Source organism: Lentzea sp. NPDC036955 (assembly GCF_055608005.1).
This window is the reverse complement of sequence record NZ_JBVJRC010000007.1, coordinates 540,517-562,060: the sequence shown is the minus strand read 5'-3', so window position 1 is coordinate 562,060 and position 21,544 is coordinate 540,517. Positions and strand designations below refer to the sequence as shown.

Annotated in this window: 19 protein-coding genes and 1 riboswitch; of the genes, 15 read left to right on the top strand and 4 right to left on the bottom strand. The window is 69.5% G+C overall.

Annotated features, from left to right (window positions below):
- Positions 1–5: 5 nt before the first annotated feature.
- The 3 genes from ACZ7CF_RS26400 (at position 6) to ACZ7CF_RS26390 (ending at position 1,985) form a co-directional block, all read left to right on the top strand.
- Entirely contained in the window at positions 6–920 is a 915-nt protein-coding gene (locus ACZ7CF_RS26400; protein ID WP_470370813.1) for a 2-hydroxyacid dehydrogenase, read from the top strand.
- Positions 921–1,001: 81 nt separating this feature from the next.
- Complete coding sequence (locus ACZ7CF_RS26395; protein WP_458430563.1) at positions 1,002–1,733, top strand: DoxX family protein; 732 nt, start codon at positions 1,002–1,004, stop codon at positions 1,731–1,733.
- 9 nt (positions 1,734–1,742) lie between these two features.
- On the top strand, positions 1,743–1,985 hold the full coding sequence (locus tag ACZ7CF_RS26390) for a hypothetical protein (RefSeq protein WP_360391256.1): 243 nt from the start codon (positions 1,743–1,745) through the stop codon (positions 1,983–1,985).
- Here the strand turns inward: ACZ7CF_RS26390 and ilvD are convergent.
- The 3 genes from ilvD to ACZ7CF_RS26375 form a co-directional block, all read right to left on the bottom strand.
- On the bottom strand, positions 1,982–3,826 hold the full coding sequence (ilvD, locus tag ACZ7CF_RS26385) for a dihydroxy-acid dehydratase (protein ID WP_360391253.1): 1,845 nt from the start codon (positions 3,824–3,826) through the stop codon (positions 1,982–1,984). The two genes, ACZ7CF_RS26390 and ilvD, sit on opposite strands and share 4 nt — an antisense overlap.
- A gap of 84 nt (positions 3,827–3,910) precedes the next feature.
- The gene (locus ACZ7CF_RS26380; RefSeq protein ID WP_360391251.1) at positions 3,911–4,348 is read right to left on the bottom strand and encodes a vitamin K epoxide reductase family protein; all 438 of its coding nucleotides are present in this window, start codon (positions 4,346–4,348) and stop codon (positions 3,911–3,913) included.
- Positions 4,345–4,842 carry a PH domain-containing protein gene (locus tag ACZ7CF_RS26375; RefSeq protein WP_360391248.1) on the bottom strand — a complete coding sequence of 166 codons (498 nt, stop codon included), beginning with the start codon at positions 4,840–4,842 and terminating at the stop codon, positions 4,345–4,347. Before ACZ7CF_RS26375 ends, ACZ7CF_RS26380 begins: the two co-directional genes overlap by 4 nt.
- 232 nt (positions 4,843–5,074) lie before the next feature.
- Here ACZ7CF_RS26375 and ACZ7CF_RS26370 point away from each other — a divergent pair, with 232 nt between their 5' ends.
- From ACZ7CF_RS26370 to ACZ7CF_RS26340, 7 genes are all read left to right on the top strand, one after another.
- Positions 5,075–6,907 (top strand): acetolactate synthase large subunit, encoded by a 1,833-nt coding sequence (locus ACZ7CF_RS26370; RefSeq protein ID WP_458430567.1) that lies wholly within the window; start codon positions 5,075–5,077, stop codon positions 6,905–6,907.
- Positions 6,907–7,413, top strand: coding sequence for an acetolactate synthase small subunit (gene ilvN, locus ACZ7CF_RS26365; RefSeq protein ID WP_360391242.1), 507 nt, complete (start codon positions 6,907–6,909; stop codon positions 7,411–7,413). The genes ACZ7CF_RS26370 and ilvN overlap by 1 nt, the downstream gene beginning before the upstream one ends.
- Positions 7,414–7,435: 22 nt before the next feature.
- Entirely contained in the window at positions 7,436–8,449 is a 1,014-nt protein-coding gene (gene ilvC / locus ACZ7CF_RS26360) for a ketol-acid reductoisomerase (protein WP_360391239.1), read from the top strand.
- Positions 8,450–8,530: 81 nt separating this feature from the next.
- Positions 8,531–8,794: a DUF397 domain-containing protein gene (locus tag ACZ7CF_RS26355; RefSeq protein ID WP_470370812.1), complete on the top strand. Its 264-nt coding sequence runs from the start codon at positions 8,531–8,533 to the stop codon at positions 8,792–8,794.
- Positions 8,795–8,995: 201 nt separating this feature from the next.
- Positions 8,996–10,585: a phosphoglycerate dehydrogenase gene (gene serA, locus ACZ7CF_RS26350; RefSeq protein ID WP_360391233.1), complete on the top strand. Its 1,590-nt coding sequence runs from the start codon at positions 8,996–8,998 to the stop codon at positions 10,583–10,585.
- Positions 10,586–10,829: 244 nt separating this feature from the next.
- The gene (locus tag ACZ7CF_RS26345; protein WP_470370811.1) at positions 10,830–14,099 is read left to right on the top strand and encodes a S8 family serine peptidase; all 3,270 of its coding nucleotides are present in this window, start codon (positions 10,830–10,832) and stop codon (positions 14,097–14,099) included.
- Between the two features lie 317 nt (positions 14,100–14,416).
- Positions 14,417–15,454 carry a 3-isopropylmalate dehydrogenase gene (locus ACZ7CF_RS26340; RefSeq protein WP_360391230.1) on the top strand — a complete coding sequence of 346 codons (1,038 nt, stop codon included), beginning with the start codon at positions 14,417–14,419 and terminating at the stop codon, positions 15,452–15,454.
- A gap of 64 nt (positions 15,455–15,518) precedes the next feature.
- On the opposite strand, the gene ACZ7CF_RS26335 is transcribed toward ACZ7CF_RS26340, so the two are convergent.
- Positions 15,519–15,938 carry a YciI family protein gene (locus tag ACZ7CF_RS26335; RefSeq protein ID WP_360391227.1) on the bottom strand — a complete coding sequence of 140 codons (420 nt, stop codon included), beginning with the start codon at positions 15,936–15,938 and terminating at the stop codon, positions 15,519–15,521.
- Positions 15,939–16,021: 83 nt separating this feature from the next.
- A riboswitch (cobalamin riboswitch) is annotated at positions 16,022–16,164 on the top strand.
- Positions 16,165–16,199: 35 nt separating this feature from the next.
- On the opposite strand from ACZ7CF_RS26335, the gene ACZ7CF_RS26330 reads away from it, so the two are divergent.
- The 5 genes from ACZ7CF_RS26330 to ACZ7CF_RS26310 all read left to right on the top strand — a co-directional run bounded on the left by ACZ7CF_RS26330 (position 16,200) and on the right by ACZ7CF_RS26310 (position 21,503).
- The gene (locus ACZ7CF_RS26330; protein WP_458430569.1) at positions 16,200–17,222 is read left to right on the top strand and encodes a FecCD family ABC transporter permease; all 1,023 of its coding nucleotides are present in this window, start codon (positions 16,200–16,202) and stop codon (positions 17,220–17,222) included.
- On the top strand, positions 17,222–17,962 hold the full coding sequence (locus tag ACZ7CF_RS26325; protein WP_360391221.1) for an ABC transporter ATP-binding protein: 741 nt from the start codon (positions 17,222–17,224) through the stop codon (positions 17,960–17,962). The genes ACZ7CF_RS26330 and ACZ7CF_RS26325 overlap by 1 nt, the downstream gene beginning before the upstream one ends.
- Positions 17,959–18,939: an ABC transporter substrate-binding protein gene (locus tag ACZ7CF_RS26320; RefSeq protein ID WP_470370810.1), complete on the top strand. Its 981-nt coding sequence runs from the start codon at positions 17,959–17,961 to the stop codon at positions 18,937–18,939. The genes ACZ7CF_RS26325 and ACZ7CF_RS26320 overlap by 4 nt, the downstream gene beginning before the upstream one ends.
- A 202-nt stretch (positions 18,940–19,141) precedes the next feature.
- Entirely contained in the window at positions 19,142–20,734 is a 1,593-nt protein-coding gene (cimA, locus tag ACZ7CF_RS26315) for a citramalate synthase (protein ID WP_360391215.1), read from the top strand.
- A 10-nt stretch (positions 20,735–20,744) separates the two neighbouring features.
- Positions 20,745–21,503, top strand: coding sequence for a fumarylacetoacetate hydrolase family protein (locus ACZ7CF_RS26310; protein ID WP_360391212.1), 759 nt, complete (start codon positions 20,745–20,747; stop codon positions 21,501–21,503).
- Positions 21,504–21,544: the final 41 nt, after the last annotated feature.

The following is a 21,544-nucleotide window of genomic DNA, read 5'->3' as shown; positions in this document are numbered from 1 at the left end:
CAGGGGTGACGCTCACTGTGCTGGTGCCAGATGACTTCGGAGTCCAGGCGCTGTCCCGGGTGGACGGTGTCCGGCCGGTCCGCTACACGCCGGGCGAGCCGTTGCCCGCCGAGGCCGCGACCGCCAGGGTCCTGGTGCCGAAGTTCCTCGCCGGCACCGACCCGCGCGAGGTGTTCGAGCAGCTGCCGGCCCTGGAGCTGGTGCAGCTGCTGAGCGCGGGAGCGGAGAACTTCGTCGGACGGATTCCGGACGGGGTGCTGCTCTCCACCTGCCGCGGCGCCCACGGTGGCAGTACGGCCGAGTGGGCGATCGGCGCGCTGCTCGCGATCTACCGGGACCTCCTCGTCTTCGACCGGGCCAGGGCCGAGGGCCGCTGGGACTTCCACCCCACGGACACGTTGCAGGACAAGAAGGTCCTGATCGTCGGCGCCGGAGACCTGGGCGAGCAGCTGCGCCGCAGGCTGGAACCGTTCGACGCGACCGCCACGATGGTCGGCCGCACGGCCCGCGAGGGCGTGCACGGCATCGACGAGCTGCCGGGGCTGCTGCCCGAGTTCGACGCCGTCGTGATCTTCACGCCGATGACCGAGGAGACCAGGCACCTGGTCGACGCGAAGTTCCTGGCCGCGATGAAGGACCACGCGATCCTGGTCAACGGCGCCCGCGGCCCGGTCGTGGACACCGGCGCGCTGCTCGCCGAGCTGAGCTCCGGGCGGCTGCGCGCGGCCCTGGACGTGACCGATCCCGAACCACTGCCCGCCGATCATCCACTGTGGACCGCACCCGGCCTGCTGCTGACCCCGCACGTGGCCGGGAGCTGCACCGGGAGCATGCAGCGCGCGTACGCCGTGGTCGCGGCCGAACTCTCCCGGTTCGCCGCGGGGGAGCAACCGCGCAACCTCGTCCGGGGCAGCTACTAGCCCTCCCGCTGCTCCATCGGGGTGAAGTTCGGCTGCCGTTCGGCTCTCGCGCGGGCTTGCCCTGTCTCCTAGCGTGCGGGCGTGGCTACTCACGACAAAGGCTCGGGCAGTCCGAGCGCTTTCTCCGACGACTCGTTCTACTCGGGCAGCGGAGGGGGAGTGCACCACTTCGACGACGGCACCACCGGGGTCGGCGAGGGCACTTCGCCGTACGACTCCACGACGAAGGCATTCGACACCACGGCCTACACCCCGCTGGAAAGGTCCACTGTGGACAACGGCGGTGCCGGCGACGACCCGTTCGACGACCGGCGCAAGAAGTTCGGCTGGACCGCCGGTCCCGACCTCGGCCTGCTGGGCCTGCGCGCCGTGCTCGGCGGCATCTTCGTGCTGCACGGCCTGCAGAAGGTCTTCGGCCTCTTCGGCGGCCCCGGCATCACCGGCTTCGCGCAGTCGCTGGAGAAGATGGGCTACCGCGAGCCGGTCGTCCTCGCCTGGGTCACCGGCGTCACGGAACTGGCGGGCGGCGGCCTGCTGGTCCTCGGCCTCTTCACCCCGCTCGCGGCGGCGGGCCTGCTCGCGGTGATGGCCAACGTCATCGCGCTGAAGTACAAGGGCGGCTTCTTCGGCCCCAACGGCGTGGAGCTGGAGCTGGCGCTCGCGGGCATGGCGTTCGCGGCCCTGTTCGCCGGCCCCGGCCGAGCCGCGCTGGACTACAACCGCAGCTGGTTCCGCCACCCGCTGGTGGCCGGTTTCCTCGCACTCCTGCTCGCGGCGGGCGGTGCGGCGCTGACGTTCTTCGTGTTCCGGTAGAAACGCGGCATGCGGAAGAACCTGACGGGAGCACTGCTCCAACTCGCCCTGCTGGTGGCCGGCATCCCGGTCGTCTACTTGGTGGCGTTCCCGTTCGGGCTCAGCGCGCGTTCCCTGCTGCCACCGCTCGGCCTGCTCGCGGGCCTGGTCGTGGCCGGTCTCATGGTCAAGAAGACGAACCAGCCCGTCAGCGGCCCGCTGACGGGCTGGCTCGTGTTCGGCGTCAGTCTGGCGCTCGCTCTCGCTCTTTAGCGGCTGGGGTCCCGGACGGCGCCCGTAGACGCGTCCGTTGCCATTCGTGCGTACGCGCGCAGCGCAGCGGTCACCGGGCGGATGCGGTCGACCGGCTGCCACGGGCGCTCCGACGCCTCCATCTTCGCGCGGCGCTCGGCCAGCACCTCGTCGTCGACCAGCAGCTCCAGCCGCCGCTCGTGCACGTCGATCAGGATGCGGTCGCCGTTCTCGACCAGGCCGATCGTGCCGCCGCCCGCCGCCTCCGGCGAGATGTGGCCGATCGACAGGCCCGACGAACCACCGGAGAACCGGCCGTCCGTGATCAGCGCGCACTTCTTGCCCAGGCCGGAACCCTTGAGGAACGCCGTGGGGTGCAGCATCTCCTGCATACCGGGGCCACCGGAGGGGCCCTCGTAGCGCACGACCAGGACCTCGCCCGCCTGGATCTCCTTGTTCAGGATCGCCGAGACGGCCTGCTCCTGGGACTCGACGACCCGCGCGGGACCCTCGAAGTGCCACAGCTCCTCGTCGATGCCCGCGGACTTGATGATCGCGCCGCGCTCGGCCAGGTTGCCGCGCAGCACGGCGAGGCCACCGTCCCTGGTGTAGGCGTGCTCGACGTCGCGGATGCAGCCGCCGGTCGCGTCGGTGTCCAGGGAGGACCAGCGGTTCGACGTGGAGAACGCCTGCGTGGTCCGGACACCGCCGGGCGCCGCGTGGAACAGCTCCAACGCTTCCGGTGACGGGTCCGAGGCGCGGATGTCCCACTTGCCGAGCCACTCCGCGAGCGTGGGCGTGTGCACCGACGTGACGTCGTCGTTCAGCAGACCACCGCGGTACAGCTCGCCCAGCAACGCCGGGATGCCACCGGCCCGGTGCACGTCCTCCATGTGGTAGTCGGAGTTCGGCGACACCTTCGACAGGCACGGCACGCGGCGGGACAGGTCGTCGATGTCCTGCAGCGTGAAGTCGATCTCGCCCTCCTGCGCGGCGGCGAGGATGTGCAGCACGGTGTTCGTCGAACCCCCCATGGCCATGTCGAGCGCCATCGCGTTCTCGAACGCCTTGCGGTTCGCGATCGACCGCGGCAGCGCCGACTCGTCGTCCTCGCCGTACCAGCGCCTGCACAGCTCCACGACGACCCGGCCGGCCTCGGAGAACAGCTCGCGGCGCGCGGCGTGCGTGGCCAGCGTCGAGCCGTTGCCCGGCAGCGAGAGGCCCAGCGCCTCGGTGAGGCAGTTCATGGAGTTCGCGGTGAACATGCCGGAGCAGGAACCGCACGTCGGGCACGCGGAGCGCTCGACCTCGGAGAGCCCGTCCTCGCTCACCGCGGGGGACGCAGACGCGGAGATCGCGGTGATCAGGTCGGTCGGTGCGACGGCGACGCCCTCGACGACCACGGCCTTGCCGGCCTCCATCGGACCACCGGACACGAACACGACGGGGATGTTGAGCCGCATGGCCGCGTTCAGCATGCCGGGCGTGATCTTGTCGCAGTTCGAGATGCAGACGATCGCGTCGGCCTGGTGCGCGTTGACCATGTACTCGACCGAGTCGGCGATGATCTCGCGGCTGGGCAACGAGTACAGCATTCCGCTGTGGCCCATGGCGATGCCGTCGTCGACCGCGATGGTGTGGAACTCGCGCGGCACGCCACCCGCCTCGCGCACCGCCTCGGCCACGATGTCGCCGAGGTCACGCAGGTGCACGTGGCCCGGCACGAACTGCGTGTAGGAGTTGGCGATCGCGATGATCGGCTTGCCGAAGTCGCTGTCCGTCATGCCGGTCGCGCGCCAGAGGGCACGGGCTCCGGCGGCGTTGCGGCCGTGGGTGGTGGTGCGAGAGCGGAGCTGAGGCACTGCTCCTCCAGATTCAGTTCAAGAAGACATGCGCGCGGGACGGCCGGGTCAGGCGTCACCAGTCTGGGGGCGGTGCCTCAAAGGTTACTCGTGCCCGTGGGCGGCACCGCCACGCAGATCGGCCGCGACCAGCAGGTAGGCCAGCGCCAGCGTGATGACGTGCACAGCCGTGCACCACAGGCAGATCTTGCCGATGATCAGGAACTCGGCCGCCACCAGGTACACCACCATCAGCACGCCGACGCCCGCCGCGCCCAGCCGCACCCACCTGAGCGGCTCGACCCGCCACGCGAACGGGAGGCAGATCACGGTGAGGAACGCGAAGAAGGCCAGCCCGAGGATCGCGACGGGGATGCCGAACAGCTCCGACTGGTCGCTGGAGGTCACCGTCTCGCAGTCCACGACCGCGTCGGCCGAGCAGACCAGCGCGTCCCGGTCGAAGTGCGCGTACGTCAGGTAAGCCGAGACCAGCAGACCCGCGACGGACAGCAGCAGGCTCAGCAGCGGAACTCGTTTGATCACTTCTCCGACTGTACGGAGTCCGGCGTTCCGGCCTCGTCAGACGCGACGGCCGGCTCGCCGGGTTCAGCCTTTCCGGCTTCCTCCTCGGCCTCGGCCGCCTGCCGCGCGGCCTTCGCCTCCTCCAGCGAGGCGCTCGGATCCGGCACCAGGCCACCGCTGATCAACGACAGCGCCGGCAGGTGCACCATCCGCACCGCGGGCAGCGTCACCTCGGTGCCGTCGGCCCGCACCGCCTTCAGCCAGCCCTTGTCGGCGAGCCGGATGGACTTCAGCTCCGACCACTCGACCGTCGTCGAGCCGAACAGGCCGCGGGCGACGAGGCGCTCCTCGGTGGCGGTCGTGCGGTTGCGGAGCACCCAGTAGGCGTACCCGGCGGGGAACAGGTAGAGCGCTTGCAGTCCGGGAACGGTCCACGCGACGGGAGTCACGCAGATCGCGATCAAACACGCCGCGAGCAGCGCCGTTGACTGGATGCGAAAGACGAGCTTCTTCACCCGGAGGATTGTTCCACGTCCACCATCCGGGAAATGCGTCCCGCAGAGTTGACGCACTCTTGCGGGAGGGGATAACGTCCGCTTCATGCAGCGCACGCTCGTTCTCGTACTTCTCAGGCGCGTCGACGCCTGAGCCGAACAGCCTGCGTCGACGCGCGACCCTCGCACGACCCTTCTCCGGGTTGTCGAGGGTTTTTTCGTGTCCGGACCCCGATACCCACGAGGCAATGAGATGACCAGCGCACCATCGCGACAGGCTTCCGAGCCGACGTCGCCACGTCCAGGTCCGCGGCCCAAACCGGCTCCGCCCACCGGCGCGCCGATCCGGGTAACCGGTGCCCAGTCGCTCGTCCGCTCGCTTGAAGCGGTCGGCTGCGAGGTCGTCTTCGGCATCCCCGGCGGGACGATCCTGCCCGCCTACGACCCGCTGCTCGACTCCACGAAGGTCCGGCACATCCTGGTCCGCCACGAGCAGGGTGCCGGCCACGCCGCCACCGGGTACGCCCAGGCCACCGGCAAGGTCGGCGTCTGCATGGCGACCTCGGGACCGGGTGCCACGAACCTCGTCACGCCGCTCGCCGACGCGAACATGGACTCCGTGCCCGTCGTCGCGATCACCGGCCAGCAGTCGCGGCCGCTGATCGGCACGGACGCCTTCCAGGAGGCGGACATCTGCGGCATCACGATGCCGATCACCAAGCACAACGTCCTCGTGACCGACGCCGCGGAGATCCCGCGGGCGATCGCGGAGGCGTTCCACATCGCGGCGACCGGCCGACCCGGCCCGGTCCTCGTCGACATCCCCAAGGACGTGCTGCAGGAGACCACGAGCTTCTCCTGGCCGCCCGACCTGCGCCTGCCCGGTTACCGGCCGACGACCCGGCCGCACGGCAAGCAGGTGCGCGAAGCCGCCAAGCTGATCGTCAGCGCCCGCAAGCCGGTCCTGTACGTGGGCGGCGGCGTGATCAAGGCGGACGCCCACGCCGAGCTGCTGCGCCTGGCCGAGGACACCGGCATCCCGGTCGTCACGACGCTGATGGCGCGGGGCGCGTTCCCCGACTCGCACCACCAGCACCTGGGCATGCCCGGCATGCACGGCACCGTCGCGGCCGTCGCGGCGATGCAGAAGTCGGACCTGCTGGTCGCGCTGGGCGCCCGGTTCGACGACCGGGTCACCGGCCAGCTGGGCTCGTTCGCGCCGGACGCGCAGGTCGTGCACGCCGACATCGACCCGGCCGAGATCTCCAAGAACCGCCGCGCGGACGTCCCGATCGTGGGCGACTGCAAGGAGATCATCGCCGAGCTGATCGACGCGGTCCGCGCCGAGCGCGAGAACGCCAAGGCCGTCGACCTCACGCCGTGGTGGGACACGCTGAACGCGCTGCGCGAGACGTTCCCGCTCGGCTACGACTGGCCCGACGACGGCACGCTGTCGCCGCAGTACGTCATCGAGCGCATCGGCCAGCTGTCCCCGGCGGACACGATCTACACCGCGGGTGTCGGCCAGCACCAGATGTGGGCCGCGCAGTTCGTGAAGTACGAGCACCCGCGCACGTGGATCAACTCCGGCGGCCTGGGCACGATGGGCTTCGCCGTTCCCGCGGCCATGGGCATCAAGGCCGGTGAGCCGGGCCGCACGGTGTGGGCCATCGACGGCGACGGCTGCTTCCAGATGACCAACCAGGAGCTCGCCACCTGCGCCATCGAGGGCCTGCCCGTCAAGATCGCCGTCATCAACAACGGCAACCTGGGCATGGTCCGCCAGTGGCAGACGCTGTTCTACGGCGAGCGGTACTCCAACACGGATCTGGGCACGCACAAGCACCGCATCCCAGACTTCAAGCTCCTGGCGGAGGCCCTCGGGTGCGCGGGCCTGCGGGCCGAGTCGCGCGAGGAGGTGGACGACGTGATCGCGAAGGCGCTGGAGATCAACGACCGCCCGGTCGTCATCGACTTCGTCGTCGGCAAGGACGCGCAGGTGTGGCCGATGGTCGCGGCCGGCACCGGCAACTCCGAGATCATGGCCGCCCGCGGCATCCGCCCCCTGTTCGACGAGGATCTGTGATGACCAGGCACACGCTGAGCGTTTTGGTCGAGGACAAGCCCGGTGTGCTCGCGCGCGTCGCCGGCCTGTTCTCCCGCCGCGGCTTCAACATCGAGTCGCTCGCGGTCGGCCGCACCGAGTACCCCGAGATCTCCCGCATGACCATCGTCGTGTCGGTCGACGAGCTGCCGCTGGAGCAGGTCACCAAGCAGCTCAACAAGCTCATCAACGTCATCAAGATCGTGGAGCTGGAGCCGACCGCTTCCGTCCAGCGGCAGCTGGTGCTCATCAAGGTCCGCGCGGACGCGACGGTGCGGTCGCAGGTCCTCGAGACCGTGCAGCTCTTCCGCGCGAAGGTCGTCGACGTGTCGCCGGAGGCGGTCACGATCGAGGCCACCGGCACGTCTGAGAAGCTCGACGCGTTGTTGCGCATGCTGGAGCCCTACGGGCTTCGCGAGATCGTCCAGTCCGGCATGGTCGCCATCGGCCGTGGCGCTCGTTCCATCACCGCCACCGCGGTTCGTTAAATCCAGAAGGTAGGAAAATACTGTGAGCGTCGAGATCTTCTACGACGACGATGCCGACCTGAGCATCATCCAGGGCCGCAAGGTGGCCGTGATCGGCTACGGCAGCCAGGGCCACGCCCACGCGCTGTCCCTGCGCGACTCGGGCGTCGAGGTCCGCATCGGCCTGCAGGAGGGCTCCAAGTCCCGTGCCAAGGCCGAGGAGGAGGGCCTGGAGGTCGGTACCCCGGCCGAGGTCTCCGCGTGGGCCGACGTGATCATGATCCTGGCGCCGGACACCGCGCAGCGCCACATCTACGCCAACGAGATCGCCGCGAACCTCAACGAGGGTGACGCGATCTTCTTCGGCCACGGCTTCAACATCCGCTACGGCCTCATCACGGCACCGTCCGGTGTGGACGTCGCCATGGTCGCCCCCAAGGGCCCCGGCCACCTCGTGCGCCGCCAGTTCGTCGACGGCAAGGGCGTCCCGGCGCTCATCGCGGTCGAGCAGGACGCGTCGGGCACCGCGCAGGCGCTCGCCCTGTCCTACGCCAAGGGCATCGGCGGCACCCGTGCCGGCGTCATCAAGACGACGTTCAAGGAAGAGACCGAGACGGACCTCTTCGGCGAGCAGGCCGTCCTCTGCGGTGGCGCGTCCGCGCTGGTCCAGGCGGGCTTCGAGGTGCTGACCGAGGCGGGCTACGCCCCCGAGGTCGCCTACTTCGAGTGCCTGCACGAGCTGAAGCTGATCGTCGACCTCATGTACGAGGGCGGCATCGCCCGCATGCGCTACTCGATCTCCGACACCGCCGAGTTCGGTGACCTGACCCGCGGCCCGCGCGTCATCACCCCCGCGGTGAAGGAGGAGATGAAGAAGATCCTGGGCGAGATCCAGGACGGCACCTTCGCGAACGAGTGGGTGGCCGAGGACGACAACGGCCGCGCCAACTACAAGAAGCTGCAGCAGGAGGGTGAGAACCACCCGATCGAGGCGACCGGCAAGAAGCTGCGCGACATGATGTCGTGGGTCGACCGCCCGATCACCGAGACCGCCTGATTGGTCTGTTGGACTGATTTTCCGAACGGCCCGCGGCCCAGAGCCGCGGGCCGTTCGTCCGCATCCGCTAGCTTCTGGGCCATGACCGACAGCGCGCCGATCTACGACAACAAAGCCCACGTGCGCGGCAAACTGGACCTGCGCAACGCCGTCTGGCAGCGCCCGCCCGGCCCGCCGTCCGAGGGCGGTGACGCCGAGATCGCCCAGGTGGAGCACACCGACGGCGCCACGTACGTGGCCATGCGCAACTCGCTGCACCCCGAGTCGGTCCTGGTGTTCACCATGTCCGAGTGGGACGCGTTCGTGGCCGGTGCGCGCGACGGGGAGTTCGACGAGCCCTGGTGACCCGTGCGGTAACCAGCGCAAACCCCGTCCCATCCCACAGGACGCCCGCAGTGACCTGAGCCACCCGCCAGAAGCCCGCGGCAGGCCCGGTGTCTATGCTCGTTAACAGTCCGGACACATTGCGGTGCCCGGTCGGCGCGGGCCTGCCGCCCCCGACCACGCCCGCGCCCCACGATCCGACCCTTCCTGGGAGCGATGTCCGTGACCAACACCAGCCGACCTGTTGTCCTCATCGCCGAGAAGCTCGCACCGTCCGTTCTGGACGCGCTCGGTGACGGCGTGGAAGTGCGCCACGTCGACGGCACCGACCGCGCGGCCCTCCTCGAGGCCGTCCAGGACGCGGACGCCCTCCTCGTCAGGTCCGCCACCCAGGTCAACGCCGAGGTGTTCGCCGCTACCCGCAAGCTGAAGGTCGTGGCCCGCGCGGGCGTCGGCCTGGACAACGTCGAGGTGCCCGCCGCCACGCAGAACGGCGTGATGGTGGTCAACGCGCCGACGTCCAACATCGTGTCGGCGGCCGAGCACGCCGTCGCGCTGCTGCTGTCGGTCGCGCGCCAGATCCCGGCCGCGCACGAGACGCTGCAGAACCACGAGTGGAAGCGCTCCAAGTTCAACGGCGTCGAGATCAACGGCAAGACCGTCGGTGTGGTGGGCCTGGGCAAGATCGGCCAGCTGTTCGCGCAGCGCATCGCCGCGTTCGGCGTCGAGCTGATCGCCTACGACCCGTACGTCTCGGCCGCGCGGGCCGCGCAGCTCGGCATCGAGCTGGTGAGCCTCGAAGAGCTGCTGGAGCGCGCCGACGCGATCTCCATCCACCTGCCGAAGACGCCGGAGACCAAGGGCCTCATCGGCGCCGAGCAGCTGGCGAAGGCCAAGCGCGGCGTCATCATCGTCAACGCCGCCCGCGGTGGCCTCGTCGACGAGGAAGCCCTCGCGGAGGCCGTGAAGGAGGGCCAGGTCGGCGGCGCCGGCATCGACGTGTTCTCCACCGAGCCCACGACCGAGAGCCCGCTGTTCAACGTGCCGGGCATCGTCGTCACCCCGCACCTCGGCGCGTCCACGGCCGAGGCGCAGGACCGCGCGGGCACCGACGTCGCGAAGAGCGTGATCCTCGCGCTCGCCGGCGAGTTCGTGCCGGACGCCGTCAACGTCCAGGGCGGCGCGGTCGGCGAGGAGGTCCGCCCGTACCTGCCGCTGGTGCAGAAGCTCGGCACCGTCCTCAGCGCGCTCTCGCCCAAGGCGCCGACCAGCGTCACCGTCGAGGTGCGCGGCGAACTGTCCAATGAGGACGTCGAGATCCTGCCGCTGGCCGCGCTGCGCGGTGTCTTCTCGAAGGTCGTCGAGTCGCAGGTGACGTTCGTGAACGCGCCGAGCCTCGCCGCGGACCTGGGTGTGAGCGTCGAGCTCACCAAGGAGACGGAGAGCCCGAACCACCGCAGCCTCGTCACGGTCAGGGCCGTGCAGGCCGACGGCACGACGAACAGCGTCTCCGGCACCGTCAGCGGCATCGCCCAGGTCGAGAAGCTGGTCAACATCAACGGCCGCAACTTCGACCTGCGCGCCGAGGGCACCGTGCTCCTGCTGGAGTACCCGGACCGCCCCGGTGTCATGGGCACGGTCGGCACGCTGCTCGGCGAGGCCGGCGTGAACATCGAGGCCGCGCAGATCAGCCAGACCGGCAGCGACGCGGTGATGGTGCTGCGAGTGGACCGCCCGGTCGACACCGCCGTGCTCGACCCGATCGGTGCCGCCGTGGGTGCGCGCACGGTCCGCTCGGTCGACTTCGGATAGTCACGACAAACCGGGAGGGGGACCGCAAAGTCCCCTTCCCGGTTCTATCGTCCTTCACAACGAAGTCGTAACAGGCAACTACCCGTAGACAACATTCATACTTTCGGGGCAATCGCAGACACACGATCAGCGATTAGCGTCCCAGCGAGGTTGACCCGGTGCCGTCGAGGGCGCGGCACTGCGTGTTCGGGTCGAAGGCACACACCTCGGTTGGGGCAACGTTGTGAAAAGACGATCAAGCCTGGTGGTGTTCTCCGCCATCACCACACTGCTGATCGCACCCGCCACCGCACCGGCGCAGGCGCAGGGCGAACCGCTCGCGCAGCCGGTCAAGGGTGCTCAGGGGCTCGACGCGAAGGCGTTGCAGCTCAAGGTTTCTCCCAGGCTGAACCAGGCCGGCCAGGTCACCGCGTTCGTCGCGCTGGACCGCAAGCCCGCCGTCGACGCGTTCGCGGAGAAGCAGGGCCAGGGCAAAGAGGCGCAGAAGCAGGCCGCCAAGCAGGCGAAGAACGACACGTCGGCCGCTGTCGACGGGGTCGTCCGCGAGCTCACGGCCAAGGACGGCGCCACCAGGGAGGTGTTCCGCACCTCCAACGGCGTTCCCGGTGTCGTCGTGACGGCGGACGCGGCGAAGGTGCGCGAGCTGGCCCAGCGCTCCGACGTCGTCGCGGTCTACCCGGTCGTGCCGAAGAAGCGCGACAACTCGAACGCGGTGCAGCTCACCAGGGTCGTCAACACCTGGCAGCAGTACGGCAAGCTCGGCGACGACGTCCGGGTCGGCATCATCGACACCGGCGTCGACTACACGCACGCCAACTTCGGCGGCCCCGGCACGGTCGAGGCGTTCAAGGCCGTCGACCCGCGCAAGGCCGACCCGAACTTCCCGACCGCGAAGGTCGTCGGCGGCTACGACTTCGTCGGCGAGGACTACGACGGGGAGAGCAAGGACCCGGCGATCAACACGCCGAAGCCCGACCCCAACCCGATCGACTGCAACGGCCACGGCTCGCACGTCGCGGGCACCACGGCCGGCTTCGGTGAGAACGCCGACGGCAGCACGTTCAAGGGCGACTACACCAAGCTGACCGCCGACAGCCTGAACGCGATGAGGATCGGCCCCGGCACCGCGCCGAAGGCCCTGGTCTACGCGCTCAAGGTCTTCGGCTGCGACGGCTCGACCAACGTCACCTCGCAGGCGCTCGACTGGTCGCTCGACCCCGACGGCGACGGCGACTTCTCCGACCACCTCGACGTGGTCAACCTGTCGCTCGGCTCCGACTACGGCGCCCCGGACGACCCCGACAGCCTCTTCGTGAAGAAGCTGTTCAAGGTCGGCGTCATGCCGGTCTTCTCCGCGGGCAACGGCGGCGACCTCTACGACATCGGCGGCTCGCCGGGCAACACGCCCGAGGCGCTGACGGTGGCGTCGGTGCGCGACTCCTACGTGCTGCGCGACGGCGCCGAGGTGCCCGGTCAGGGCCTCAAGGCCGGTCAGTACAGCCAGAACTTCACCGGCTACCCCGGCTACGACAAGACGCTGCCCGCGGTGAAGCTCACGCAGGCGGGCAACCTCGACGGCTGCCAGCCGATCACCGACGCGGTCGCGGGCAAGTTCGTGTGGCTGGAGTGGGACGACAACGACGCGACGCGCCGCTGCGGTTCCGCCGCCCGCGCGAACAACGTGCAGGCCGCCGGTGGTGCCGGTGTGCTGCTGTCGTCCACGCTCAACAACTTCGCGGCCGGCATCGCGGGCAACACCGCCATCCCGATGTTCCAGTTCACCGGTGACGCCACCGCCCAGGTGCGCCCGGCGCTGAACGCGGGCACGCTGACCGTCCGCCTCGCGGGCGAGCTGCGCACCTCGACGCCGACCTACGACCAGTCCATCTCGGACACCCCGAGCTCGTTCACCAGCCGCGGCACCCGCGGTCAGTCGATCAAGCCGGACGTCGCGGCGCCCGGTGACACGATCTCCTCGACCGCCGTGGGCTCCGGCAACGACCGCTCGGTCATCTCCGGCACCTCGATGGCGTCCCCGCACGTCGCGGGCATCGCGGCCCTGGTGCGTCAGACGCACCCGGACTGGACGCTGGAGGAGGTCAAGGCCTCGATCATGAACACCGCCGGTGCGGACGTGAAGGAGAACGGCAAGACCTTCGCGCCCAACCGGGTCGGCACCGGCCGCGTGGACGCCAAGTCCGCGCTGGACAACCAGGTGCTGGCGTTCGTCGAGGACGACCACGGCTACGTGAGCGCCAACTTCGGCACCGTCGAGGTCTCGAAGCCGGTTTCCAGGAGCAAGACCATCAAGATCGTCAACAAGTCCACGAAGCCGGTGGAGTACAGGGTCGGCTACACCGCGGCCACGACGATCCCCGGCGTGAGCTACGTGCTCTCGCAGGACAAGGTCAAGCTGAGCCCGCGCGGCGTCGCCCGCGTCAAGGTGACGCTGAAGATCGACGACCCGAAGGCGCTGCGCAAGACGATCGACCCGACCGTCGCGACGACGCAGCTCGACACGCCGCGCCAGTTCCTCGCGGACGCCTCCGGTCGCGTGACCCTCACGCCGACCGCCGGTGCCGTGGTGCCGCTGCGCGTGTCCGTCTACGCCGCGCCCAAGCCGGTGGCCGACATCAGCACCTTCCCGTCGCTGCGGTTCCGCGGCGGCGACAAGCAGGCCGTGCTCAACCTGAACGGCCGCGGCGTCGACCAGGGCACCGGCTCGCAGGCGTACCGCTCGCTGGTCAGCGTCCTGGAGCTGCAGGCGTCCTCGCCGAAGCTGCGCGACTGCCGCCGCAACGTCACCGAGAACTGCGCGCTCAACGAGACCGCCAAGGGCGGCGACCTGCGCTACGTCGGCGCGGCCTCCACGGCCCCGCTCGCCAAGGCCCAGGGCAGGCCGGAGGAGGCGCTGCTCGCGTTCGGTGTCGCGACGTGGGGCAACTGGTACAACCTCGGCGTCAACACCGTGCCGTTCATCGACATCGACACCACCGGTGACGGGGTCGCGGACTTCGAGACGTTCGCGACGCGCCTGACCGACACCGACCTGCTGGTCGCGACCACCGTCGACCTCAAGACGGGCCTGGAGGTCGACATCCAGGCGGTCAACAACCAGTGGGGCGACGTCGACACGAACACCGCCGACACCAACGTCGCGGTCCTGCCGGTGCTGCTCACCGCACTCGGCATCGACCCGGCGAAGGACACCTCGCGGATCTCGTACACCGCCGGCACCACGGGCTACTACGTGGCGCCGGGCAACGCGAACGGCCTGATCGACGTCATCGACCGCCCGCTGTCCTTCGACCCGCTCAAGCCGGGTCTGTGGGTGCAGGGCGGCGGTGACGCGGCGCTGTCGTACCTCGCGAAGCCGGGCACCGCGCTCGTGGTGAACCGGGACGCGAAGGCCCTGGAGCTCGACAAGTCCGAGGGCCTGCTGGTGCTCAACCACCACAACGCCACCGGCGACCGCGCCTCTGTCGTCACCGTCCGAGGCGCCGTCCGCTCCTAGCCCCTTCTCCTCCGACCTTTTCTGAAGTCCACGCGGGGACCTTTCGTGCTCTCAGAGAGTACGAAAGGTCCCCGCGTGCGTTCCGGGGGAAGCGGGGTTACTGCGTGGAACTGCCGGGCGTCACCCCTTGACGCGACCCTGTTCCTGCGATCGAGTGACACTCGAAAGTGCGGAATGGGCCGTGTGGGTGTCCCGCAGTACGGGAGATAACACCCCGATGGGGTGTCCGGCATGCGGCGAGCGGCCGTGGTGCCGGTAACCTTTCGCGGAGGAAAGTAGTCCCACCAATTGGGGACTGACACCTGGGAGGTGTGTGGATGCGGCTCGCAGTGATCCCAGGAGACGGGATCGGGCCCGAGGTCATCGCTGAGGCCCTGAAGGTCCTCAACGAGGTCGTTCCGGCGGCCGAGATCACTCGCTACGACCTCGGCGCGGCGCGCTGGCACGCCACGGGAGAGTTGTTGCCCGAGTCGGTGCTCGGTGAGCTCCGCCAGCACGACGCGATCCTGCTCGGAGCGGTAGGCGATCCGTCGGTGCCGAGCGGAATCCTGGAGCGCGGCCTGCTGCTGCGCCTCAGGTTCGAGCTCGACCACCACGTGAACCTCCGCCCCGCCCGTCTCTACCCCGGCGTCCGCAGCCCGCTCGCGGACCCGCCGGAGATCGACATGGTGGTGGTCCGCGAGGGCACCGAGGGCCCGTACGCGGGCAACGGTGGCCTGCTGCGCAAGGACACCCCGCACGAGATCGCCACGGAGGTGTCGCTCAACACGTCGTTCGGCGTGGAGCGCGTGGTCAGGGACGCCTTCGCGCGCGCCTCGGCCCGTCCGCGGCGGCACCTGACGCTGGTGCACAAGACGAACGTCCTCACGCACGCCGGCTCGCTGTGGTCGCGCGTGGTCGAGGAGGTCTCGTTGCAGCACCCGGACGTGACGGTGGCGTACCAGCACGTGGACGCGGCCACGATCCACCTGGTCACCGACCCCGCCCGGTACGACGTGATCGTGACGGACAACCTGTTCGGCGACATCCTGACCGACCTCGCCGCCGCCGTCACGGGCGGCATCGGCCTGGCCGCGTCGGGCAACATGGACGTGACGCGGCGCAACCCGTCGATGTTCGAGCCGGTCCACGGTTCGGCACCGGACATCGCGGGCCAGGGCATCGCCGACCCGACGGCCGCCGTGCTGTCGGTCGCGCTGCTGCTCGACCACCTCGGCGAGCACGAGGCGTCGCGCCGGATCGAGGCGTCCGTGGCGTTCGACCTGGCGACCCGCGACCACCAGTCGCCGGGCGCGACGTACGCGATCGGCGACCGCCTGGCCGCCCTCGTGTCCTCGAACGTCCGCACGGGCTGACCGTTGTAGTGCACGCGGGGAGCTTTCGTACTCTTGTAGAGCACGAAAGGTCCCCGCGTGACTTTCACAGCTGGGCGGTGGACTCGCGCCAGGCGCGCTCCTTCTGGATCCACTCGTTGTCCTGCGGGAACTCGTCGATCGTCGGCACGCGGCGGATCTCGGTCTTGAACCCGGGCCCGGCCATCGGCATCCGCTTCGCCCACTCGACCGCCTCCTGCAGCGAGGACACGTTGAGCAGGTAGAAGCCGCCGAACAGCTCCTTGGTCTCGCCGTACGGGCCGTCCGTCACGATCGCCGGTTCGGCGGAGAAGTCGACGACGACGCCCTCGGACGGGTCGGCGAGGCCCTCGGCGGCGAGCAGCACCCCGGCCCGGATCAGCTCGTCGTTGAACGCGCCCACGACCTCCAGCATCTTGTCGAAGTCGAGCTCGCCCATGTTCGCGTAGGCCTCGTCGGTGGCGCGCATGATCAGCATGTACTTCACGGTGGTCTCCCTGCGTTGTGCCCTGCTCGCTGACGTCCACAGGTCGAACGGGCACCCCGCCGGATCGACATCACAGCGGAGAAATTTTCGAACTTCCTGTTTGCGCAGGTAGGGTCACCCGAAGTCGTGCGTGGGGGAAGACCGGTCGAAGTCCGGCGCTGACCCGCAACGGTAGGTCCCCGGCCAGGGGACGAGCCCGAATGCCCGCACACGGCAGACATAGGACTCCAACTCCTGCCGTGGACTGCGGGAAGGGCACATGTGATCGGGAAGATCAGCGCGCTCGTCGGCGTGCTCGTCGTCAGCATCGTGGCGGGCGTCGCGCTCGGCCCCGTCTCCGTCCCCTTCGGCGTGACCGCCGACCTGCTGTGGCAGGCGGTCACCGGCGGCACCGTGCCCGCCCACCTCGCCGGGCAGTACCACATCGTCTGGAACATCCGGCTGCCGCGCGTGCTGCTCGCCGCCGTCGTGGGCGCGGGGCTGAGCGCGGTCGGCGTCGCGATCCAGGCGATGGTCCGCAACGCGCTGGCCGACCCGTACGTGCTCGGCATCTCCTCGGGGGCGAGCGTGGGTGCCACGGCGGTCGCGACGATGGGGGTGCTGTCCGGGCTCGGCGTGTACGCGCTGTCGACGGGGGCGTTCCTCACCGGGCTCGGTGCCACCGCGCTCGTCTACCTCACCGCGCGGTCGAGCGGGGCGCTCACGCCGTTGCGGCTCGTGCTGACCGGCACCGCGCTCGCCTACGGGTTCTCGGCCGTGGCGATGCTGCTGGTGTTCCAGGCACCGCACGGGGAGGCGGCGCGGGCGGCGATGTTCTGGCTGCTCGGCAGCCTCGGCGGGGCGGACTGGAGGTCGTTGCCGGTCGCCACGGTCGTGACCGCGCTGGGCATCGCCTACCTGATGACCAAGGCGCGGCCGTTGAACGCGCTGGCGATGGGCGATGAGACCGCGACCACGCTCGGGGTGAGGGTCAACCGGTTCCGCACGCACCTCTTCGTCGTCACCGCGGCCATGACCGGGGTGCTGGTGGCGGTCAGCGGGGCCGTCGGGTTCGTCGGGCTGATGCTGCCGCACCTCACGCGCATGGTCGTGGGCGCCGACCACCGCAAGGTGCTGGCCCTGGCACCGCTGGCGGGTGCGAGCTTCCTGGTGTGGGTGGACGTCGCCGCGCGGATGCTCGCCGCACCCGAGGAGCTGCCGCTCGGCGTCATCACGGCCGCGCTGGGTGTGCCGTGCTTCATCTTCCTGATGCGCCGCAGGGCGTACGTCTTCGGAGGCCGCTGATGCGCGTCGAGGTGCACGACGTCACCGTGCGGAACATCATCTCCGGCATCACGCTGCACGCCTGCGACGAGGTGGTCGGCATCGTCGGGCCGAACGGCAGCGGCAAGTCGACGACGTTGCGCTGCGTCTACCGGGCGCTGCGACCGGACGCCGGCGCGGTCCTGCTCGACGGCGAGAACGTCCACAGGCGACAGGGCCTCGCCCGCGACCTCTCCGCGCTGACCCAGGAGTCGCAGGTCGAGTTCGACTTCACCGTCACCGAGGTCGTGGAGATGGGCCGGCTGCCGCACGACCGCGACCCCGTGCGCGACGCCGCTGTCGTCGCCGATGCTCTGGCCACAGTGGACGTCGGGCACCTCGCCGCCCGCAGCTTCCTCAGCCTTTCCGGCGGGGAGCGCCAGCGGGTGCTGATCGCCCGCGCCATCGCCCAGCAACCCCGCGTGCTCGTGCTCGACGAGCCGACCAACCACCTCGACATCCGCCACCAGCTCGACGTCCTCGCGCTCGCGCGGGGACTCGGCGTCACCGTCCTGACCGTGCTGCACGACCTCAACCTCGCCGCGTCGTACTGCGACCGCCTCTACGTCCTCGACGAGGGCCGGGTGGTCGCCTCCGGCACCCCGGCGGAGGTCCTCGTGCCCGAGCTCGTCGCCAAGGTCTTCCACGTCACCGCACACGTGGTCGCCCACCCCACGACAGGAGTCCCCCAGCTCCTGTTCGACCAGGAGGTCACCCCGTGAGAACCGCACTCGTCACCGCCGCCCTGCTGCTCGTCTCCGGGTGCGGCGCCACGGTCGCGCAGGACACCTCCGCGACCGAACCCGTCACCGTCACCAACTGCGGGCAGCAGGTGACCTACGACAAGATTCCGTCCAAAGTGGTCACCAACGACACCGGCATCACCGAGCTGATGTTCGCGCTGGGCCTCAGGGACCACATGGCCGGCTACGTCGTCAACGGCATCGACACCGTCGACGTGCGGACCTCGCCGTGGAAGGCCGACTTCGACAGCGGCAAGCACCTGTCCGACAAGATCTCCAAGGAGGTCGTGCAGGGCGCGAACGCCGACCTCGTGTTCGCCGGCTGGAACTACGGCTTCAGCGAGAGCACCGGCTTCACCCCGGACGCGTTGCGGCAGCTCGGGATCGCCACCTACCAGCTCACCGAGGCGTGTCGCAACGGCGTGGGCAAGCAGCGCGGCATCATGCCCGCCCTCGACGCGCTCTACACGGACCTGCGCAACCTCGGGAAGATCTTCCGGGTCGAGGCCAGGGCCGAGGAGCTGGTCAAGGGCTACCAGCAGCAGATCGAGAACGCCGGCAGGCTGATGGCCGGCAAGCCGCGGCCCAAGGTGTTCCTCTACGACAGCGGCCAGGACCAGCCGTTCACCTCCGGCAGGAACGCGGCCCCGCAGGACGTCATCTCCAAGGCCGGCGGCGACAACGTCTTCGGCGACCTCAACGACAGCTGGACCACGGTCAACTGGGAGGCCGTCGTGCAGCGCGACCCCGACGTCGTGCTCATCGTGGACTACGCCGACGGCGAGGCGAACACCCCGCAGGAGAAGCAGCGGTTCCTGGAGGGCTACGCACCGCTGCAGAACTCGCCGGCCGTGCGGAACAAGCGGTTCTACGCGCTGCCGTACGCCGCACTGGTCGAGTCGCCGCGCAACCCGGCCTCCATCGAGGCCTTCGCGCGGTACCTGTCCCAGGCGTGAACCCGTGACCAGATAGTGGGAGATTTCCTCCCGTCACTTGGTACGTCGTGCTGAGCTGTGGCAGCATCCCGGTCATGGCTCAGCACACCGCCATCATTATCGACGAGCGCGTCGGGTAGTCGCCGCCCCTGGCACCCGACGCGCAGACCTCTCGCATCCGCGGGGGGTCTTTTTGTTTGTCCTGGACAGGAGATGACCCGCGATGGCCGGCCCCGCCGACGAGTTCCACGTCTACGACACGACGTTGCGCGACGGCGCACAACGCGAGGGCATTTCGTACTCCGTCACGGACAAGCTCGCGGTCGCGCGGCTGCTGGACGGGCTCGGCGTCGGGTTCATCGAGGGCGGCTGGCCCGGCGCTCTGCCCAAGGACACGGAGTTCTTCGCCCGCGCGGCGGCGGGGGACCTGGAGCTCAAGCACGCCGAGCTGGTCGCGTTCGGCGCGACCCGCAGGGCCGGTGTGCGTGTGGAGGAAGACCCGCAGGTCAAGGCGTTGCTCGACTCCCAGGCACCGGTCGTCACGCTCGTGGCGAAGTCGGACCTGCGGCACATCGAGCGCGCGCTGCGCACCGACGCCGAGGAGAACCTGCGGATGGTGCGCGACACCGTCCGGTTCCTCAAGGACAACGGCCGGCGCGTCTTCCTCGACGCCGAGCACTTCTTCGACGGCTACGCCTTCTCCCCGGACACCGCGCTGCGCGTGCTGGAGTCCGCTGTGGAGGGTGGCGCCGACGTCGTCGTGCTGTGCGACACGAACGGCGGCCAGCTGCCGCTCGGCCTCGCCGAGACGGTCGCCGACGTCATCGCGAAGACCGGCTTCCGGGTGGGGATCCACTGCCAGGACGACACGTCCTGCGCCGTGGCGAACACCCTCGCCGCCGTCCAGGCAGGCGCGACGCACGTCCAGTGCACCGCCAACGGTTATGGCGAGCGAGCAGGCAACGCGGACCTGTTCGCCGTCGTGGGAAACCTCGTGACCAAGCTCGGCCTGGAGGTGCTCCCGACCGGGGCGCTGGCCGAGCTCACCCGTGTCTCCCATGCGTTGGCCGAGATCGCGAACATCGCACCCGACACCCACCAGGCCTACGTCGGGTCGTCAGCATTCGCCCACAAGGCGGGTCTGCACGCGAGCGCGATCAAGGTGGACCCGGAGCTGTACAACCACATCGATCCGGACACCGTCGGCAACGACATGCGGGTGCTGGTCACCGAGATGGCCGGTCGGGCGAGCCTCGAACTCAAGGGACGTGAGTTCGGGCTCGACCTGGCCGGCCGGGGGACCGAGGTCGGGACCGCGCTGAAGCGCGTGAAGGACCTGGAGGCGAAGGGCTGGTCGTTCGAGGCCGCCGACGCCTCCCTGGAGCTGCTGCTGCGCGGCGAGCTGTCCGAACTGGACACCCCGCCGTTCACCCTGGAGTCCTACCGGGTCGTGCTCGACCACCGCTCGGACGGCGAGATCGTGTCCGAGGCCACGGTCAAGGTGCACGTGGCGGGGGAGCGGGTCATCGCGACCGCCGAGGGCAACGGACCCGTGCACGCACTGGACGCGGCCCTGCGCAAGGCGTTGCTGCCGCACCTGTCCTGGTTGGACGCCGTCGAGCTGGCCGACTACAAGGTGCGCATCCTCACCGAACACCCCGGCACGGACGCGGTGACGCGCGTGCTGGTGGAGTCGACGGACGGCGAGCGCGAGTGGACGACCGTGGGGGTGCACGGGAACATCGTCGAGGCCTCCTGGCTTGCACTGTGCGACGCGTTGGTGCACAAGTCGATGCGTTCCGGCTCACACATCTAAGGTGTAGTACGTGCGTATTGCCAGGATCGCTCACCCGCAAGGCGTAGCTTTCGTCGCCGTTCACGGCGAGGAAGCCGCAGAGATCGCCGAACACCCCTTCGGCGAACCGACTTTCACCGGACGCAAGTGGCCCTTGGCCGACGTCAGGCTGCTCGCGCCCATCCTGCCCACCAAGATCATCGGGGTCGGCCGGAACTACGCGGACCACGCGGCGGAGCTCGGCAACGAGGTCCCCGCGGAGCCGTTGATCTTCTTCAAGCCCAACACCTCGGTGGTCGGGCCGAACGTGGAGATCAAGCTTCCGGCCGCGTCCGAACGAGTGGACTTCGAAGGCGAGCTGGCCGTCATCATCGGCCAGCCGTGCCGGGACGTGTCCAGGGCCAAGGCCATGGGCGTGGTGATGGGCTACACCATCGCCAACGACGTCACGGCGCGCGACCTGCAGAAGAAGGACGTGCAGTTCACCCGTGCCAAGGGCTTTGACACCTTTTGCCCGATGGGTCCGTTCATCGAGACCGAGTTCGACCCGTCGGACGTCCGCGTCGTCACCGAGGTCGACGGGGAGGTCAAGCAAGACGGACGTACTTCCTCGATGGTGCACGACATCCCGTCGCTCATCGAGTACGTCTCTGCGGTCATGACGCTGCTGCCCGGCGACGTGATCCTCACCGGCACGCCCGCCGGCGTGGGACCGCTGAGGGCCGGACAGACGGTCTCCGTGACTGTGGACGGCCTTGGCACGCTCACCAATCCGGTGGCAAATAGGTAGCCGTACGGAGCAATCCGGCGTTCGGCAGGTTACGCACCGGG